Below are 17,042 nucleotides of genomic sequence, written 5' to 3' on the forward strand. Positions count from 1 at the left end.
GTTATATCCCCTTAAACGATGCCATCAGCTCGTCATACAGCCCGAAGAATTGGGCTTTCTTTACAAGCTCAGATCGTTGCATGATGCCGCTGGTTACGAAGTCACCTTTAACGGTTTCTCCAAAATGTGCATCGTCATAACGGAAACGGTAGATCTCTTCCATCACCACACTATCGCCTTCCAAACCGACGATTTCAGAGATACTGGTGATCTTACGAGACCCATCGCGCAGTCGGTTAACTTGGACAATCATTTGCACAGCGCTGACGATGGTTCTTCGAATCGCATCAAGCGGCTGGTTTAAGTTCGCCATCATGACCATCGATTCCACACGCGCGATCGCATCTCTCGGTGTGTTGGCGTGCAGTGTAGACATAGAACCATCGTGTCCCGTGTTCATGGCCTGCAACATTTCAAACGCTTCAGAGCCACGACACTCACCAAGAATGATTCGGTCTGGACGCATACGAAGTGCGTTAATCACCAAATCACGCTGCGTCACCGCCCCAGTCTGCTCAACGCTCGAAGTTCGCGTTTCCAATCGAACCAAGTTAGGTTGTTGCAAGCGTAATTCCGCCGCATCCTCTATGGTGACAATGCGCTCATCTTCAGCGATGTATTGAGACAATGCGTTAAGCAGCGTCGTCTTACCTGAACCCGTACCGCCAGAAATCAGCACATTCATTCGACAACGAGACGCAATCATCAGCACTCTCGCCATGTCAGGAGACATAGAACCAAAACCAATCAAATCTTCAAAGCCGATGTTCTGCTCTCTGAATTTACGTATTGAAATCGAGGTCCCATCCAACGCAATGGGTGGGATAACGATATTCACACGGCTGCCATCTTCAAGTCTGGCATCAACCGTTGGAGACAGTTCATCAACACGTCGTCCAACACGCGAAGCAATGCGTTTAGCAATTGCTAACAACTGCTCTTCGTTGACAAAAGACACCTCTGACTTTTGGACTTTACCGTGTCTTTCAAAAAAGATGTTGTTAGGTCCATTTACCATGATGTCGGAAATAGACTGGTCTTCAACCAAAGGCTGCAATGGACCTAAGCCAAACAGTTCATCAATTAAGCTTTTCACCAAGCCTGACTTCATCATCGAAGTGATCGGACGTTGGTAGCTGTTTGCAAGAAGATCAACAGCGGCTTGGATTTGAGCCTCTAAGTCTCGGCGGCTCATTTTCTGAACCGCTTCAGCATCTAGTGCTTCAAATATTTGCCCGCGAAACGCGAGGTATAAGTCTTTATTCGAACTCATTTAGCACGCACCCTCTTCAACCAAGATCCCATGCCTTTTTGATCAACAGGTTGACCATTAATCAGCTTGACCAGTAGTTCCATAGAACGGTTAATATGACGATCGTGCTTATGACCTCGTTTGCCATCAATAATGATGTGCGACAACGACTTGCAGTACCCCACTTCGAGATCAACATCCGCACCTAAGTATTTGGTAAGGTCAGGACGTTGTAATACATACGCGTTTTCCGGACGGTGATAATTCACCAACGTAATCACACGAGTTCGGGACGATAATGTGAGCTGTAAATTGGAAATTTTCTCAAACAGTCGTTTGGCACTTCTTACGGAAGAAACCGACGCATCCAAAACCAGCACTACCACATCAAAGTTTTCTACCAAGAGTTGAGGTTCAACTTTGAAGTCCACACCGCCCGAGAAGTCTTCAATAATGAAGTTCGTGTTTCGAGCTAAAAGATCACAGAGCGTCTGGTTATAGTTGAGAATATCGCTTTGACTCATGTCGCCATCGATAGCCAACAGACGCAGATTTTTTCGTGCGTTAAACAGGTAGCTAAGTGCTCCCTCTTCATCCATTTCATGCAAGGGAGCAGTAAACTCATCGATACCGCGCGGTTTAAAATCTTTCAGTCCCAATAAAACATCGATGTTGGTATCTGCGTATTGGTGATCAACCAAAATGGTATCGGAACCTTGAGTGGATAGTAACGAACTCAATTCAGTAGTAATGAATGATGCACCAACACCACCTTTTGAACCCACCACTGCTACACGCTTCGCCTTACGCTTCTGGCTAACACCGGAGAACGTCTTCAAGTTCTTACTAACATGGTTTAAGAAGTCTGCGAACTCTTGTTTGTTCACCGGCCAAAAGACGTAGTAAAAGCCCATGTCTTTGAGGGAACGAAGCGTCGAAATTGCATCTTCTTTACCAATGACCACGACACCTTTGTGTGTTGGTAGTTTGCTAGCGAAAGACTTAGCATCTTCAACGACGTTGTTCGATTCGTTCAGTTCAAGGATAACAATATGACTGCTATGTTGTTCCGTCAGCTTGGTTAAGCCTGCGTTAGCTCTTACACATTCTGGGTCATTCCAACCTTCGAATCGAAACACTTCCTGAACAAGGTTTAAACACTCTTGTGATTGATAAAACAACGTACATCCAGCAACACCTGTCGTCGAAGACTGTGCCGGTTTTGCTTTCGTTGTTAATGCTTTAGTTAAATCAAACATTATTATTCTCCTACTAATCTAGACTTGTAGGACACTTGTTTAAGACGCATCGATTCAACAAAACAGTCTGGTTCACCTAACTGAACTTGAATCTGTGCAGGCGAGCATTGCTGGGTTTGCAAACGCGTTAACGTCACTTGGATATTCAGATCACTTGGTAAAGCTGGCGTATAACGATATTCCACTCTTTGCGGGGCAATAATGTGTGACGGATACTGCTCAAATGCCTTCTTTAACATCGTTTTACTGCGCGCGGATTTGTAATCGATCACGTAAGTGGCTTCTTTATCCATCGATTCGATTTTTTGAATCAGTTGCTTAATCTGCTTTTCTGTTTCTGCACGATTCTTTACTGCAAACTCAAAGCTATGATGCTCTTTATACACCACGGCTTCAGCGCCATTTCCGCCAAAATATCGCTCTGTTGCGCAACCAAAGAGTGACGATGTCAATAGAGCAATAAGTACTAGCTTCTTCATTGAATAAACCCTCCTTCAGATAGCAGACGAATCGTCGCATCCGATGACGTGTTAGAATTATCGTCAGAATCAATATTCAACCAACGCGCTAACGTTGAGGTTTTCTTGATGTGTGGCAACTGAATATCTTTCGGTTTGATTGGTTCCACGAGGTTTACTGTTGCCACGATGATCAACTCAGTTCGCTTTCTTTCTGTCGTTGCTTTACGAAATGCAGCACCAAGTACAGGAATGTCTCCAATGAAAGGAATCTTTTGCATTTTCTCTAAATCAGCACTGCTCATTAACCCGCCAAGGATGAAGCTGTCTCCGTCTGCCAGTTCAACGGTTGTCATTGCACGTCGTGATGACAACTGTGGCACTTTAATGCCTGCAGCTTCGACGTAGCTTTCTACTTCGCTCACTTCCGGAGCTAGCTGCATTCGGATTTTGTCTTGACTAAGTACTTTTGCTGTAAGGTCGAGCTTAATACCAAACTCTTTAAACGAAATATTCACGTTGTTGTTGTTCGACACAATAACGGGCACTTCGCCACCGACAAGGAAGCTCGCCGATTCACCGGAAAGTACCGTCAGGTTTGGCTCAGCCAAGACTTCTGCAACCTGATCGTCACCCAATGCAGTGATCAAGGTACTTAGGTTTGCCGCATCAAATTGGTCAAATACGAACTCACCCGCTTTAGAACCAATAGAACTCCAGTCGACCCCAACTGTTTTACTAAAAGATTCATTAACTTGAGCGACTGAGATTTTGACGTTTACCTGTTGTGTCGTTGCAACCTTAATGCGTTCAATGATTCCTTTCCAAGTCATATTGCGAGCGAAAACCATGCTCTCTGGCTCTTCATAATCTGAATAGTCAGATTTGAACTCCAGCTTTTCGACTTTCTCCCACTTCTCGGTTTTTTCTCGTCCGAGTAAGGTTGCCACCATGCGATAAATGTCATCACGAGTTTCTTCAGAATCAACAACACCACTCACTGCGACTTGCTCGCCCACCGATTGAACCTTGACTTTGGCATCAGGAAAATGGAACTTGAGTTGACGTCTAACCTCGCTTAGATCCAAATCAACGATGATGCGGTCAGAAAGCAACACATCATCGTCTGTTCCATAGACAATCAAGCGAGACTGACCAATGCCATTGGCAAAAACCACTAGCGTGTTGTCATTAATGATTTTGTAGTCGGCGATATCAGGGTTACTGATAAACACCTTTCCAATCGGCATCTTTAATTGAATGTGCTGACCGTCATTAAGTGTGATAGATCGGTCAGCAGCAAAAGTGTTTGTTATAGAAAGCAAGCCAATCAAAAGAGAGGTAAAGGAGACGCACAGTACTTGCTTAATTCGATGGTGTATCATCATTACAAAGCCTCTCTAGGATCATTAACGTTACCGCGTAACTCTTCGATTCCGGTATAATTGTCGATAACATTGCGTACTTCCGCGTATTCCGGCTGCGTATAGGTTTGGCTTCGATAAATTTCGATATGCATAGTTCGTTGAGCCAACGCTAGTTTTGCCAACTCATCTGGCTTCACTTCGATAACCACCGTCGTCATACCGTCTTCTTTATTTGGTGTTCGAGCGGTAATGTTGCTATTTTCACCCTCGCCATCACCAATATTGAGTACTTTGACATGTTTTAAGAACATGGACGCTTTTACACCTCGAAAGCGCTTCGGCTTATCCATATTTTCAGCAAGATTAGCGTTTGGAGAGCTCACGGTAAGAATGTCGATATATGAGCCAGGACGAATGTAATCTTTGATTAAGTTCTGATCACTCACTTTCAGTGGATACAAGGTCATGCCTTCCGTTACCAGTAGATCGATATACCCTGGTTGACCGGGAGAAACTTGGTACTCTGGTAACACAACATCGCCTGGATTTAGGCTTCGGTTTAATAAAACGGATGGTGAAAAACTGATTTGTGCGTCTTCTCTGACGCCAAGCGTTAGTGCTTCACTAAGTGGGAGCTGTTGTTTGATAACTCCTTGTGCACTAATCGCATGTCCTTTTTCATAAGCTTCGGTGGTCATCCATACAGCAACATGCTGTTCATCTTTGTTATCGACCACTTCAGCGACAGCTTCGGGTTGAGGTTGACTCTTGAACAAGTCGACAACGCCAAGCGCGCCTACGATCAAGGCAACAATAGCAACAAGTAAAACCAGTCGAGATCTCATAATGTGCCCATTCTTGGAGGTTTAAATATGTGGCGTATTTTGAGTTAAAATTATTAAATAAAATCCAACACTAATTGCTATCCCATACGGAATGCCTTCTTGGCTACTCGACGTGTTGCTTATTAATTTTCTAGTAATTAAATAAATAATCGCTAAAAAACCACCAGCAAACGCCGTCATAATATAGGCCCATGGTAGGTCATTGAGAGGGATTGTCAGTGACAACACTGCGGCATATTTAATATCACCAGCTCCAATCCAAATCAGAGCATAAAGTATTAACCCTATCCCTAGCACCAGCAAAAAGGTTGTAATCTGAAGATCTAATGGTGAAAGAAAACTCTGCAACAAGAGGAGTAAAAGCAAAGCGTTATTTTGTATTTTACGATGAAGAAAATCGGTAATAGATACATACAAACACGCGATTGCCAATACTAATAAATACAATTCATGACTCAAAATTAAGACTCTTGCCTGAATTTATCGAGATTAGCTTCAAATAACATTTATTAGATATTCTAAATTAACTGAGCCAGACCAATGAGAAACAGAGGTCTGGCACAAATATCTAGCGATATTATCTACATAAACCAGTAAGGTAATTACTTGGCTTATTTGCTCGCAGTATCGATAGCAGTCGCAACTTGAGCGAATGCACCTTCTAGCTTGCCGATGAAACCGTCTGAGCCTACTGCTGTAGTTACTAATACAGCCATTGCAACAGCAATTAGACCGTATTCGATTGCAGTTACACCGCGCTCGTCGTTTTTAAATTGTGACAAAAACAGGCTTGTTTTTACGTACAGTTTAGTAATCATGTTTAGTTCCTATGAAGTTGATTTACAAAAGCTTTGCCATTCTATTGAATACCAAAAGGTATGGAAAAATAGCCCCTATCGATAGAATCGATAGATTTGGCAAAGACCGGCACATCAAGTTATGCTGAAAAAATCATAAAGAACCAACAAGCACTTAAATTACAATAGCTTACAGACATATATCGAGTATTATTTACAATACTCGCTATAAGGTAATTAATTCACACGGTGAGACATAGATCATCAATAGAGTCATTACTTTATTATTTTCAAAAATTATTTTTATCAAAAAGATAGATAAATGTGATGATTGTTTATGCAATGTAGGAATATACTTACGTTGAATTTAGCACCAATAATTAATTTTGCTTTATAAAACGAGTTGAAATACGAGTTTCATCACGCTATTGTGTTGCAAATATACAAATTACAAATCAAAAACCTATAATTTGCTTGCTTTTAAAAGGTTGGTCGAATCATGAAACTACAATTCGAAAATATTGTTTCGTTCGTAGCTGTAGTTGAGGAAGGTTCATTTAGCTCCGCTGCTCGTAAGCTTGGAAAATCCCAATCTACTGTTAGCACTGCTGTTCAGAATCTTGAGTCAGACTTAGGCTTCAATTTATTTAATAGGCAAAATTCAAAAGTCTGGTTGACTGAGAAAGGGAAGCGTCTATTTCATTTATCCGCACCTGTTGTATCAAGGTACCGAGAATTGATTACAACAGCGATACAAATGAATATTTCAGAACAAATTGTTTACCGTGTCGGGATCGATCCATTGGTATTCAATAAAGATGTAAAAAAAACACTGTTGGATTTCTCGGAAGCCTTTCCAAATGTCGATTTGGTAGTAGTCACCAAGCCAAGCTTTATTTTGGGAAATTACATCAACGAGGGAAAAATAGATCTTGCCTTGGGGAACCCATACCACAAAACAAACAACGACTTTAACATTGACGAATTGTTTCACGTTAACTGTTGGTGGGTTGCACATGAAGATTTAGCCTCAGTGACCAGTAACCCTTCTCAGCGTGTTCTTCTTATGGATGGATGCGAAGAGTTGCTCAACTTATCGAACATTGCCTCATATAACTTGTGGAGATTGGACGATTTAGGCACGATTCTCGATTTATGCAAAGCTCAAAGAGGCATGGCATTTTTGCCAGAATTTCTTATTGAGAAGAACATGAAAGAGAATAAGCTAAAGATCATTACCGACCATCCCGACTTTTTTGGCAAGAGAGTTGTCGCCTCCCTTTTCTGGCCGGTGCATTCTGACTTTGGTTTGTTTAACCAATGGATCAAAGGTGAACTGCAGACTTGCGTAAGCAAAAAACAGACTTTTATTGCTGACTTAGCGCAGTAGTAAAAGCGACCTCATTGTACAAGCTGCTGTTCTAAAAACAGGATAAAAAAAGAGCCGCTCATCGCGGCTCTTAGTCTTTTTAATCTCTTAAAAACAAAGAGTTAATTTTTACTAAAGACTGTCTTCTCTTATTCGTTGATGATCATCTACAAAAGTGATGTCCACTCGCCTCTATAAAAGCATCAAGTAAGTTATAGCAACGTTGTTGAGAAGAACTTATCAAGCTTAATGACAGCTTGATCAACATACTTGGTTTGATCATATAAGTCGAAATGTTGCGCACCTTCAATCTTAAACAATTCAGCGTCAATACCAGCATCTTTGCCACGTTTTACTGCAACTTCGCTGAAGTATGCTGATAGCGCCTCTGTACCAACAATGGCTAAGAAAGGTGTATCTCCCAGTAATGCCATATTTTCTGATGGATTATAGGCATAGCGCGTATCTAGTGACATTGCAGCGCGCATAGGTGAGTAGTTTTCCGCACCACCACCACGTGCAGGGTTACGATAGTAATCTGCAGCACGCACCCAAAACTCATTCATCGATTTGGCTTTTTCTGCCGATGGGATTCCATCAACAAGCACAACCTCGCCGGTTTCGTAATACTTCTGGCGCGCATCACTAGCCATTTGAATTTGTTGGCGATATTGTTCAACAGGATCACCGGTAAGTTGGTCCATATATTGTGTTGCACCACCCATGCCGTAGTCAGTAAAGTCAACAAAACCGCTAACTGTCGCGACTGAATCTAAGCGGGTATCCTGCATCGCAACTTGCAAGCTGTAACCAGCACCTGAACAGATCCCCAGTTCACCGATACGCTGAGAGTCAACACCTGGGAAATGACTCAAAAATGTAATGGCATTTTTGATATCTTCAACTTTCATTGGCGCATTTTCCATACCACGTGGATAGCCGCCGCTTTCACCATAAGTACGATGGTCAAAAGCTAAGGTAATGTAACCTTTCTTTGCCATTTTTTCGGCATAAATACCTGCCGTTTGCTCTTTCACACCGCTAGCTGGCGTAATGACCACTAATGCTGGATAGTTTTTGCTCTTATCATAATTTGGCGGTAGAAACACATTGCCAGCAATACGAACATTTTCACTAAGGAAAGCAACTTTATTCTTACCATCATGATAGTCAGCCCCTAAGAAGGTTTCTGCTGCTACAGATGTTGTACCTAAAACAGCACTAGCAACTAATGAAAGGGCAAATAACTTTGTAGTTTTCATATCTTACTCCATTGATTTCTGAGGTTTACAACGTTCCCCGTTGCAACAGAGGTATGTTATGAAAAAGCACCGATGTTGATATATAGCAATTAAATCAAATCACTGTTGCCACTCAACAACAATATAAGGATATATACAGAAGTAGTCACCATAAGACCCTAAGTAAGGTGTGACTTGATAAGTTAGAGAGATAACTTAAAGCATGGCGAGAAAGTTTGGTTAGGTGCTAACCGCCGCCCTCACCCCTCATCTTAATGAAGTCAATAAATGCGTCGAGGTGCAACAGCGAGCAAACTATAAGTTTCACCACTAACCAAATTTTGATGAAAAGAACTCAATTAAAATAGTCAGTTAACTCGGAAGAGAATACGATGCCATCGAGCTGGTTTTGTTCGCATAAAGACTTGAGATGATCGGTACAGTATAAATTTGCCACACCTTCCAATCTCGTGGGGTTACCAGCTTTGACCACTTCCCCCCAAAAACGTGTCGTTATGCTCTTCTCTAGTCTATTTATCAACATCAACTTGGACAGCATGATCTTCAAACCACCAGATCTGTTACTTCTTTGTTTAACAACACAATTTACGCAAAAAAAAAGAGCCGCTATTAGCTAGCGGCTCTTAACTATTAGAAATTTCTGTTGAAACAACCATTAAATGATAATAATGAATCATTTAAAATCATACACTTAAATAAAAACAACCATATCTTGATATCGCGTAAAACAACCATAAATTGATATTTTTGTGAAACTAGTATTTCAGCGAAACTACCACAGTAAGAAAGTTACTTCCAGCTAGCTAGTAAGACTCATCAAAAGAACCACCTTAAGATTAGAAAAGATCTAATCATTACAGTTCCGATAACCTTGCATCAGTCACGTTCACCAACTCTCTAAAGAATCGGATACACTTGTTCAGTTCTTCACGCTTAACGATGTGAGCTTCAGTTATATCAGTTTGAGCGCGGTGAACTGCCTCTCCTCGTTTTTTTAACCATTTGTTGAGTTGTGCTCTAGCTTCATCAGCGGTTTGAAAATTGTTCCAAACCCAGGCTTCAGTAACATCAATACCGAAAAATTCTTCAAATAATGCTTTCGTTTTTCTAGAGCCAGGATTATGAAAATACTTAAGCTGCTCCTCTAAACGATTCTCTATAATTTGCCCTAGTTGAGAGCCCATAACTACCCCATACTTGGCATCAACAAGCTCTTTTGCTATGTCTTCTACATAGGTTTCCCATGCGGTAAGGGTCATTATCAAAGTAGCTCTCTTAAGCACCTCTGGAGGCTGAGAGTTGGAGTGACATCCGTTTAACTGATCGTAACACTCTAATAATTGCTCAGCGTCTGAGATCGCGTACTCAAAATTGGCTTTCGCTTGTGACATCCTTTTTCCTAGTTATCATGACTATATGCATAAAGTGGAATTTACCATATCTAGGACTAAATCAATGACAACTAGGTTCAATAAAGTTGAGTTACTTCAATAAGCTAATGACTTTTGGTTGCTAATCGCGCTGAAAGCAGACTGGCATCACCAAAGAGAGGCTAACGCTTTAAATCAACCCACTCCGAAAAGTAATGAATAGGGTCACAAATTTTGCTCATTGATGTGTAGTGAGAATTACCGATTTGTATACCGTGTACCTGTAGCCCCTGCTTCTCTCTTCGGTTGCTAATTTTCCGACTTAACCCCGAAGTCACTGGGAACCCACCATCACTCACTAACAAAACATCGGCTTTATGCCATTCTTCTGAATCACACTTTTCCAGCGCTTTGTTGAGTGGCCCTTCAGCATCTGTACCACCTCCAAAAGACATCGTGAGGAAGTTAAGTAGGTCATTAAACCCCGAAGCATCTAACGTCAAATCAAGCTCACTAACCTCCTTCTTACTTCCAAAGAGATAAACGTAGCAACGCCGTTGATCTTTGTAGGCCGCTTTCAAGCATTCCAAAACGGTCGCTTTGGCAATGTTTTCTGGTAATCCCTTCATTGAGCCTGAAGTGTCCAAACAAATCACCATCGGACCTCGGTTCTTATTGCTTTTATTGCCCTGCTTTTCACTAACGGATTCTTGATCTAGTTGCTCTACTGTTTCCAGCACCTCGGTCCCTTCCACTGAGTAAGAAAGTAAAGAATGCTCGGCTCGCTTAGCATGCCACAGTTTTTTAAGCACAGGATTGGTTAACCGTGACGCTTCTTGGGGTAACATTCTAGAGATCGAATCTGACCGAGTAATGCCTTTAGTCTCCATTGGAACAAGAGGTGTTGCTACATACTTCTCATGTCTAGTCGCGACACTCATTTTGATGACGATTTCTTCAAGTACAGCCCCTTCAGCTTGATCTTCACGCCCTAAGTCTCGAATCAAGCTTTGTAGCTTGGGAAGCTTTTTAACAAGCTTGTTTAACCGAACAATATCTAGCCAACCATGGCTTTGAAAAATGCCTTTTGATAAGTCAAAGCCTAAACCAGTAATCAACCCAAGTTCAGTAAATACCTCTTCTAATTGAGCCCATACCGTTAGCCTCTCTTGCCATATAACAGGCAAGATGCCATCAACATCCCGTTCAGAGAGCAGTTGCTGCCAGATCTCCTCCGAGGCTGTTTCGGCAATTCTTGTTTGCTGCGCATTAGTGAGAGAAATAGGTTTAGTTTGTTTGCGCTTGTTCTTTCTCTTCTCTAAAGCTTGCTTGATTTGATTTAACGCTTCATCTTCTAGCTGCTTAATCAAGTCACTTATCATAGGCGATGCCTTAGATTGAAGCTGGTCTATTGCCGTGAGAATGTCAGATAGCAAGGCATCAGTGACCTCTTCATTCTGTGCGCAATATTGTCTTAATCCAGACTCTTCTATCTCTTTGCAAATCACATTGGTAAGTGGCTGTGGTGTTAAGGGAAATAGACTTGCTGGACTTTCTCCTTGTAGAAGTTCATTTCTGGAATTCACTAAGGACTCGCACCGCGCTACTAACTCACCATTAGCACTTGAAATAACTGCCGGAAGAAACTTCTCCGGCACATTATCTAGGCATGTTAATTGGCTATCCAAGTTCAATAAGGGAGAGCGAATCTGATACGGTACTTTAATCACACAACTCTCCTCCCAACGGGCTATCAGAAGATACTAACTCTGCAATCTCAATACGCGGGTCTTCCTCCAACGGCAAACGACTAAATCCATCTACTAGTTTATTAGCTCTATTTAACAGTTTTTCTGCCTGTTTGAGTGACTCATTAAGTGAGTCGACAATTCCGGGTAACAAGTTACAATCTAACCAAAGGTGGTTATTAAAGTATTGTTCAACTGTCTGTAATTCTTGCTTCACGGCACCAATGTATTGATCGATGTTACTTGCTATTTCTTGAACGCTTAATACTCGGCTCTCGATATGAGCCTTGGAAAACTGAGCACTACCAATCAATGGGTCGTTCTCCACTTTTTCCATCCAAGGGGGATTGCGATTGTAATCGTGGCTCGTAGTTTTAGTTCCATCGTAAGCGTCTTTAAAGAGCAATCTACCATTTTTATCCTTCGCTTGACGTTCACTAGACTTTTTAGTCGTTTCATTACCATCACAATCGATATAGAGTAGTTTTCCTTGAGTATCTTTTTTATGCGGGCTGCTTTCTTCTGTTAACCTACTTTCCCATACACTCAAAACTTGTAATAGGCGTGATGGTGGAGTTTTTCCATCGACTGTCACCAAGCGCTTGTAAAGATCTTGAAGGCCCTCAAATTGCTCTGGTTGTTCCCATAAACAATGTGGAAGAATCCAAGTGTCGTAAATACTGGTTTCATTAAAGCCTGAAGTGAAAGCTGACACTTTCATTAATTTCACCAGCTTACGCCAACGGCGATCAGATACGTAAATCTCTTGTGACATTAAGTAATTACGAAATTCTTTACATACTTCTCTCGTTGCCACAGTCAACTCAACTTTCTCAGCTAAGCGCTGAACCTCATTTAGGTCTTCCACTTTCAAACGTACATTGAGGTCTGGGTCAAAACCCTCTAATGCCCCACAAAGTAATGCATCAAACGATTCCGTAGACACAGGCGACACATAAGAACGAAGAATGAATCGATCGTATAACGCGCTGAGCTCCTCACTATCCGGTAACTCGTTGCTTGCTGCTACAACAGAGATTAAAGGAACGTTGACTCTTCGATTGCCATTGTCGAACTGACGTTCATTTAGCAGCGTCAAAAGGCTATTCAATATTGCGCTATTTGCTTTGAAGATTTCATCAATAAAAGCCACCGATGCTTCAGGCAAATATCCACTGGTAAGTCTGTTGTAACGATCTTCTTCCAACGCTTTTATCGAAAGCGGTCCAAACAGCTCTTCTGGAACAGAGAAACGCGTAACTAAACGTTCAAAGTAATTAGCCTCAACAAAGACACTTTTCAATCGCTTTGCCAGTTCACTTTTAGCCGTTCCAGGAGGTCCAACGAGTAAGACATGCTCACCAGAAAGTGCAGCTAACATCATAAGTCGAACTTGGTGCTCCCTTTCCAATAATCCATCGCTCATCTGAGCCATTAGGGTTTGGAGCTTGTCTTTTCTGTTCATCGTTGCTGTACATACTGTCGTTGTCACAATAAATTCCTTTTTTGTTATTCTGAAAAGCGAGACATGTTTATAAGCACAATTGCCCTCGTGGTCGAAATGGTATTCAACATAAGAGTTAGGCTATGTTGTTATTTTATATAGTCATTTCCCTTTATTATGACATTTCCATTTTTCTCTTTGGGTGATATGCATCAGCATTTATAGATTTAAATGTCTTTACTGATACAACAAATACTTATATCTAATGAAAAGGGACATTCTAAGCCTCACAGATATGAGCATAACAATACGCTATGTAGACTTCGTACCTGATTATCTGTCTGAAGCGATTCCCAATAACCGTATTTAGAGCATTAATCTATCGTCTCTATCGTCTCTATCGCCACTTGCTAAATTTCAGACAAAAAAGAGCCGCTGGAAAGCGGCTCTTTATTTTCAAATACTAGCTAGTCTTTCAAAAGACAACTTCTTAAACCGGAGACTCACGTTGTGGGCATTTTATATTAGTCGGCTGCATTGGCATTGTGGAATGATACGTCCAATACTCGCCATTCTTAATCAGTCTCTGGTTAACGCAGTTTCAAGTTCAAACAGGGCGGCTATAGAAGAGGAAGGTAGAGCAGACATAATATAGCCTCTTCACGATTTTGTCGTAAACTTTCACAAGTTTAGACCATGAAGAGGCAATATCAAATTATGGCTGTACCAAAAATCAATATATGGTTGTAAATATCAATTTATGGATGTTTCAACAATTTCCGATATTCAGTCGACTTACTCTTTACCGAATACGTTGTTTTCTTGCTCTTGCACACGGATGAACGTCGTACGCTTGGTTAGCTCTTTAAGCTTTGCTGCACCTACATAAGTACATGTTGAGCGAACACCGCCAAGGATGTCTTGGATAGTGCCGTGAACACTGCCACGGTATGGCAATAATACGGTTTTACCTTCAGCTGCGCGGTAGCCAGCAACACCACCAGAGTGCTTGTCCATCGCGCTCTTCGACGACATACCGTAGAACTTCATGAACTTCTCGCCGTCTTTCTCGATGACTTCGCCGCCTGACTCTTCGTGACCAGCAAGCATACCACCTAGCATGACGAAATCAGCACCACCGCCGAATGCTTTCGCAACATCACCCGCACATGAACAGCCACCATCACCGATGATCATACCGCCAAGACCGTGAGCTGCGTCGCCACATTCGATGATTGCAGAAAGTTGTGGGTAACCAACACCGGTTTTGACGCGAGTTGTACATACAGAACCAGGACCGATACCTACTTTCACGATGTCTGCACCAGCAAGAATCAACTCTTCACACATGTCACCAGTTACGACGTTACCAGCAGAAATAACCTTGTCTGGGAATTCAGCACGAACACGTTGTACGTACTCCACCAAATGCTCTGAGTAGCCGTTCGCGATGTCGATACAGATGAAGATGAACTCATCAGAAATCGCCATGATGTCTTTAGTTTTTTGGAAGTCTGCATCAGACGTTCCCGTTGACACCATCACGTTGTTTAGCGTTGTTTTGTCTGCTGTTTTCGCAAACTCTGCCCAGTCTTCAACTGTGTAGTGTTTGTGAACAGCGGTCATTACACCATGCTCTGCTAGCGCTTTAGCCATTGCAAAGCTACCAACCGAATCCATGTTAGCCGCAATTACTGGTACGCCAGACCATTGACGACCACTATGCTTGAATGTAAAATCGCGGGTTAAATTTACTTGAGAACGGCTCTTAAGGGTAGATCGTTTCGGGCGAAACAGTACATCTTTAAAACCTAACTTAAGTTCTTGTTCGATACGCATTGTGTAATTCCTTGATTCATAAGTATATGTGTCATCTCAGAGTGCGTAGTGAAATCGTTGGCAGACGAGTTCACTGTTCTTCGGACACAAAAAAACCGGAGCGTTGGCAGACGCTCCGGTTTTCAGCATTATAGGCTGTGATTTATTTCCTACAAGTCTGATATTTGATTTTTTTTTGTGATACCATCTTGGAAATCGCATATCAAAAACACCTCCCCTCTTCCAAAAATCGCAACTTAATTAACAATATCAAACAGTTAAAACGCTCGATTATTTTATCCTTTGCGCAAACCTTTGCGTCATTTTCATCGTAGGTTACCGTTTAACTTCTCATAAACGCTCAAAATAACGTCAAACGAACCCAGTTAGTGCGATTCTTCAAAAAATATTTCTTCAAATTTTTCATGCCCAACATCACTTTTTTGCCTCTTCTTGAAAGCGAATGAGCTAAAAAAGCTCTGTTCAGTTCTTTGGTGTGTTGATGGCACATCGAAGAGATTCGATAACGTCACTCGCCAACAAGCCAACTTCACCACTTTGCTGGACATTAATATCGGCTGCATGACTATGAAGTATCACGCCTAAACGAGCCGCCACAGCAATAGGAAGTCCTTTTGCAAGTAGCGCAGCAATCACACCAGACAAGACGTCTCCCATTCCCCCACTCGCCATCCCAGGGTTACCCGCGAGACAAATATACATTCTGACACCGTCATAGATAAGAGTGCCCGCGCCTTTGAGTACAACAACTCCACCGTAGCGTTCATGAAGCTGCCTCGCCGCTGCAAAACGGTCCTGCTCTACCTCTTTTGTTGAAACATGGAGCAAGCGTGCAGCTTCTCCGGGGTGCGGTGTCATAACGCGTTGCTCGTCTCGTAAAAACACGACATCATTTCTCTGATTGAGCATAGCAAGGATGTTTAGTCCGTCAGCGTCCACCACTTTGAGTTTGTTTTTCTGAGATAAGAATTGATATGCCTGATGTGCCCATTCATCTTGCCCAAAACCAGGACCAAAGACAAGAACATCAGCCCAACGACTACACTTAACCAGCTCGTTATCGGTGTCTTTGAGCTCATCAAGTGTAATGCCTCGACTCATTATTTCTGGAGCTCCCACTTGTAACGGTAGTAGCGAGCTTGGATAGGTAATCGCTGCAGTTAAACCCGCCCCTGTTCTCGCTGCGGCAGAAGCACATAATCGAATCGCGCCTGCCATACCTTGATTACCTCCTACACAGAGGAGTTTCCCGTTATCGCCTTTATGGGCAGTGGCTTTCCTTTCCGGTAGCAGTCTACCGATAATCTGATGATCAATACCTAACGCGCTTTCTTCTTCAATCGACTCGAACTCGACGTTCACACCTAAGCCGGAAAAATGTAGGTCTCCAACGTAATCTCTTGCTTGCCCCGTGCACAAACCTTGCTTTACACCAATAAATGTCACGGTATGGTCTGCACGAATAGCCTCTCCCAAAACGGCGCCAGTATCAGCACTTAGACCCGATGGCACATCAATAGCGATTACAGGACAATGGACTTGATTGATTTGCTCTATATAGCGACGAGAGTCGGCTCTGACTTCTCCCATTAACCCTGTCCCTAACATGCCATCGATAATCACATCAGCTTCTAACAATGCACTATGCCAATCATCCCAAGCACTGTTCTCTCCATCGCTAGCTTGCCAATCTTCGAACGCTCTCAGAGCATCACCTTTCAAGGTTAAAGGGTCACCCAACTGAAACACGCGTACATTCAGCTGTGCCTGCTTTGCTAGAGTGGCAAACACATAACCATCACCACCATTATTGCCTTTACCGCACACCACCAACACATTTCGTGCTCTGGGATAAAGATGAAGAAAACGCTCATACACAGCCATTCCAGCGCGTTGCATAAGGCTATACATTGATACCCCCGCCAATTGAGCTGCCATTACTTCTCCATTTCTGACTTGTTCAGCGGTGTAGAGCTTGAGAGCGAGATTAAAGTCCATATGATTATTCTGCGCATTTGAAGACACGATTTAA

The 17,042-nt window shown here is 42.3% G+C and carries 14 protein-coding genes; 1 reads left to right on the forward strand and 13 read right to left on the reverse strand.

Annotation, left to right across the window (positions count from 1 at the left end):
- Window position 1: 1 nt before the first annotated feature.
- The 7 genes from J4N44_RS23565 to J4N44_RS23595 form a co-directional block, all read right to left on the reverse strand.
- Window positions 2-1,273: a TadA family conjugal transfer-associated ATPase gene (locus tag J4N44_RS23565; RefSeq protein WP_005452328.1), complete on the reverse strand. Its 1,272-nt coding sequence runs from the start codon at window positions 1,271-1,273 to the stop codon at window positions 2-4.
- Window positions 1,270-2,511 (reverse strand): CpaE/TadZ family protein, encoded by a 1,242-nt coding sequence (locus J4N44_RS23570; RefSeq protein WP_009697303.1) that lies wholly within the window; start codon window positions 2,509-2,511, stop codon window positions 1,270-1,272. Before J4N44_RS23570 ends, J4N44_RS23565 begins: the two co-directional genes overlap by 4 nt.
- A 2-nt stretch (window positions 2,512-2,513) precedes the next feature.
- Entirely contained in the window at window positions 2,514-2,990 is a 477-nt protein-coding gene (locus tag J4N44_RS23575; RefSeq protein ID WP_050921093.1) for a hypothetical protein, read from the reverse strand.
- Window positions 2,987-4,357 (reverse strand): type II and III secretion system protein family protein, encoded by a 1,371-nt coding sequence (locus J4N44_RS23580; RefSeq protein ID WP_029788546.1) that lies wholly within the window; start codon window positions 4,355-4,357, stop codon window positions 2,987-2,989. The genes J4N44_RS23575 and J4N44_RS23580 overlap by 4 nt, the downstream gene beginning before the upstream one ends.
- A complete protein-coding gene (cpaB, locus tag J4N44_RS23585; RefSeq protein ID WP_009697301.1) occupies window positions 4,357-5,181 on the reverse strand; it encodes a Flp pilus assembly protein CpaB in 825 nt (274 codons plus the stop codon). The genes J4N44_RS23580 and cpaB overlap by 1 nt, the downstream gene beginning before the upstream one ends.
- Before the next feature lie 21 nt (window positions 5,182-5,202).
- Window positions 5,203-5,640, reverse strand: a complete 438-nt coding sequence (locus J4N44_RS23590) for an A24 family peptidase (protein WP_005452337.1) — start codon at window positions 5,638-5,640, stop codon at window positions 5,203-5,205.
- Window positions 5,641-5,792: 152 nt separating this feature from the next.
- Window positions 5,793-5,999: a Flp family type IVb pilin gene (locus tag J4N44_RS23595; RefSeq protein WP_005452340.1), complete on the reverse strand. Its 207-nt coding sequence runs from the start codon at window positions 5,997-5,999 to the stop codon at window positions 5,793-5,795.
- 478 nt (window positions 6,000-6,477) lie between these two features.
- Between J4N44_RS23595 and J4N44_RS23600 the strand changes: the two genes are divergently transcribed.
- A complete protein-coding gene (locus tag J4N44_RS23600) occupies window positions 6,478-7,368 on the forward strand; it encodes a LysR family transcriptional regulator (protein WP_005452341.1) in 891 nt (296 codons plus the stop codon).
- 191 nt (window positions 7,369-7,559) lie between these two features.
- Here the strand turns inward: J4N44_RS23600 and J4N44_RS23605 are convergent, their stop codons facing one another.
- From J4N44_RS23605 to J4N44_RS23630, 6 genes are all read right to left on the reverse strand, one after another.
- Window positions 7,560-8,609, reverse strand: a complete 1,050-nt coding sequence (locus J4N44_RS23605) for an alpha/beta hydrolase (RefSeq protein WP_252045293.1) — start codon at window positions 8,607-8,609, stop codon at window positions 7,560-7,562.
- An 854-nt stretch (window positions 8,610-9,463) separates the two neighbouring features.
- Entirely contained in the window at window positions 9,464-10,000 is a 537-nt protein-coding gene (locus tag J4N44_RS23610) for a HEPN domain-containing protein (RefSeq protein WP_045491000.1), read from the reverse strand.
- 161 nt (window positions 10,001-10,161) lie between these two features.
- A complete protein-coding gene (locus J4N44_RS23615; protein WP_045491003.1) occupies window positions 10,162-11,709 on the reverse strand; it encodes a VWA domain-containing protein in 1,548 nt (515 codons plus the stop codon).
- Entirely contained in the window at window positions 11,702-13,219 is a 1,518-nt protein-coding gene (locus J4N44_RS23620) for an AAA family ATPase (protein ID WP_252045294.1), read from the reverse strand. The genes J4N44_RS23615 and J4N44_RS23620 overlap by 8 nt, the downstream gene beginning before the upstream one ends.
- 747 nt (window positions 13,220-13,966) lie before the next feature.
- Window positions 13,967-15,010 (reverse strand): GMP reductase, encoded by a 1,044-nt coding sequence (locus J4N44_RS23625; protein ID WP_005452348.1) that lies wholly within the window; start codon window positions 15,008-15,010, stop codon window positions 13,967-13,969.
- 462 nt (window positions 15,011-15,472) lie between these two features.
- Window positions 15,473-17,008: an NAD(P)H-hydrate dehydratase gene (locus J4N44_RS23630; RefSeq protein WP_252045295.1), complete on the reverse strand. Its 1,536-nt coding sequence runs from the start codon at window positions 17,006-17,008 to the stop codon at window positions 15,473-15,475.
- Window positions 17,009-17,042: the final 34 nt, after the last annotated feature.

This window comes from Vibrio sp. SCSIO 43155 (genome assembly GCF_023716605.1).
GTDB lineage: Bacteria > Pseudomonadota > Gammaproteobacteria > Enterobacterales > Vibrionaceae > Vibrio > Vibrio harveyi.

Excerpts from the sequence above, each read along its gene's own strand:
- J4N44_RS23595 (WP_005452340.1), bottom strand. The coding sequence starts at position 5,999 with ATGATTACTAAACTGTACGTAAAAACAAGCCTGTTTTTGTCACAATTT.
- J4N44_RS23565 (WP_005452328.1), bottom strand. The coding sequence starts at position 1,273 with ATGAGTTCGAATAAAGACTTATACCTCGCGTTTCGCGGGCAAATATTT.
- J4N44_RS23575 (WP_050921093.1), bottom strand. The coding sequence starts at position 2,990 with ATGAAGAAGCTAGTACTTATTGCTCTATTGACATCGTCACTCTTTGGT.
- J4N44_RS23630 (WP_252045295.1), bottom strand. The coding sequence starts at position 17,008 with ATGGACTTTAATCTCGCTCTCAAGCTCTACACCGCTGAACAAGTCAGA.
- J4N44_RS23580 (WP_029788546.1), bottom strand. The coding sequence starts at position 4,357 with ATGATGATACACCATCGAATTAAGCAAGTACTGTGCGTCTCCTTTACC.
- cpaB (WP_009697301.1), bottom strand. The coding sequence starts at position 5,181 with ATGAGATCTCGACTGGTTTTACTTGTTGCTATTGTTGCCTTGATCGTA.
- J4N44_RS23600 (WP_005452341.1), top strand. The coding sequence starts at position 6,478 with ATGAAACTACAATTCGAAAATATTGTTTCGTTCGTAGCTGTAGTTGAG.
- J4N44_RS23625 (WP_005452348.1), bottom strand. The coding sequence starts at position 15,010 with ATGCGTATCGAACAAGAACTTAAGTTAGGTTTTAAAGATGTACTGTTT.
- J4N44_RS23610 (WP_045491000.1), bottom strand. The coding sequence starts at position 10,000 with ATGTCACAAGCGAAAGCCAATTTTGAGTACGCGATCTCAGACGCTGAG.
- J4N44_RS23605 (WP_252045293.1), bottom strand. The coding sequence starts at position 8,609 with ATGAAAACTACAAAGTTATTTGCCCTTTCATTAGTTGCTAGTGCTGTT.
- J4N44_RS23570 (WP_009697303.1), bottom strand. The coding sequence starts at position 2,511 with ATGTTTGATTTAACTAAAGCATTAACAACGAAAGCAAAACCGGCACAG.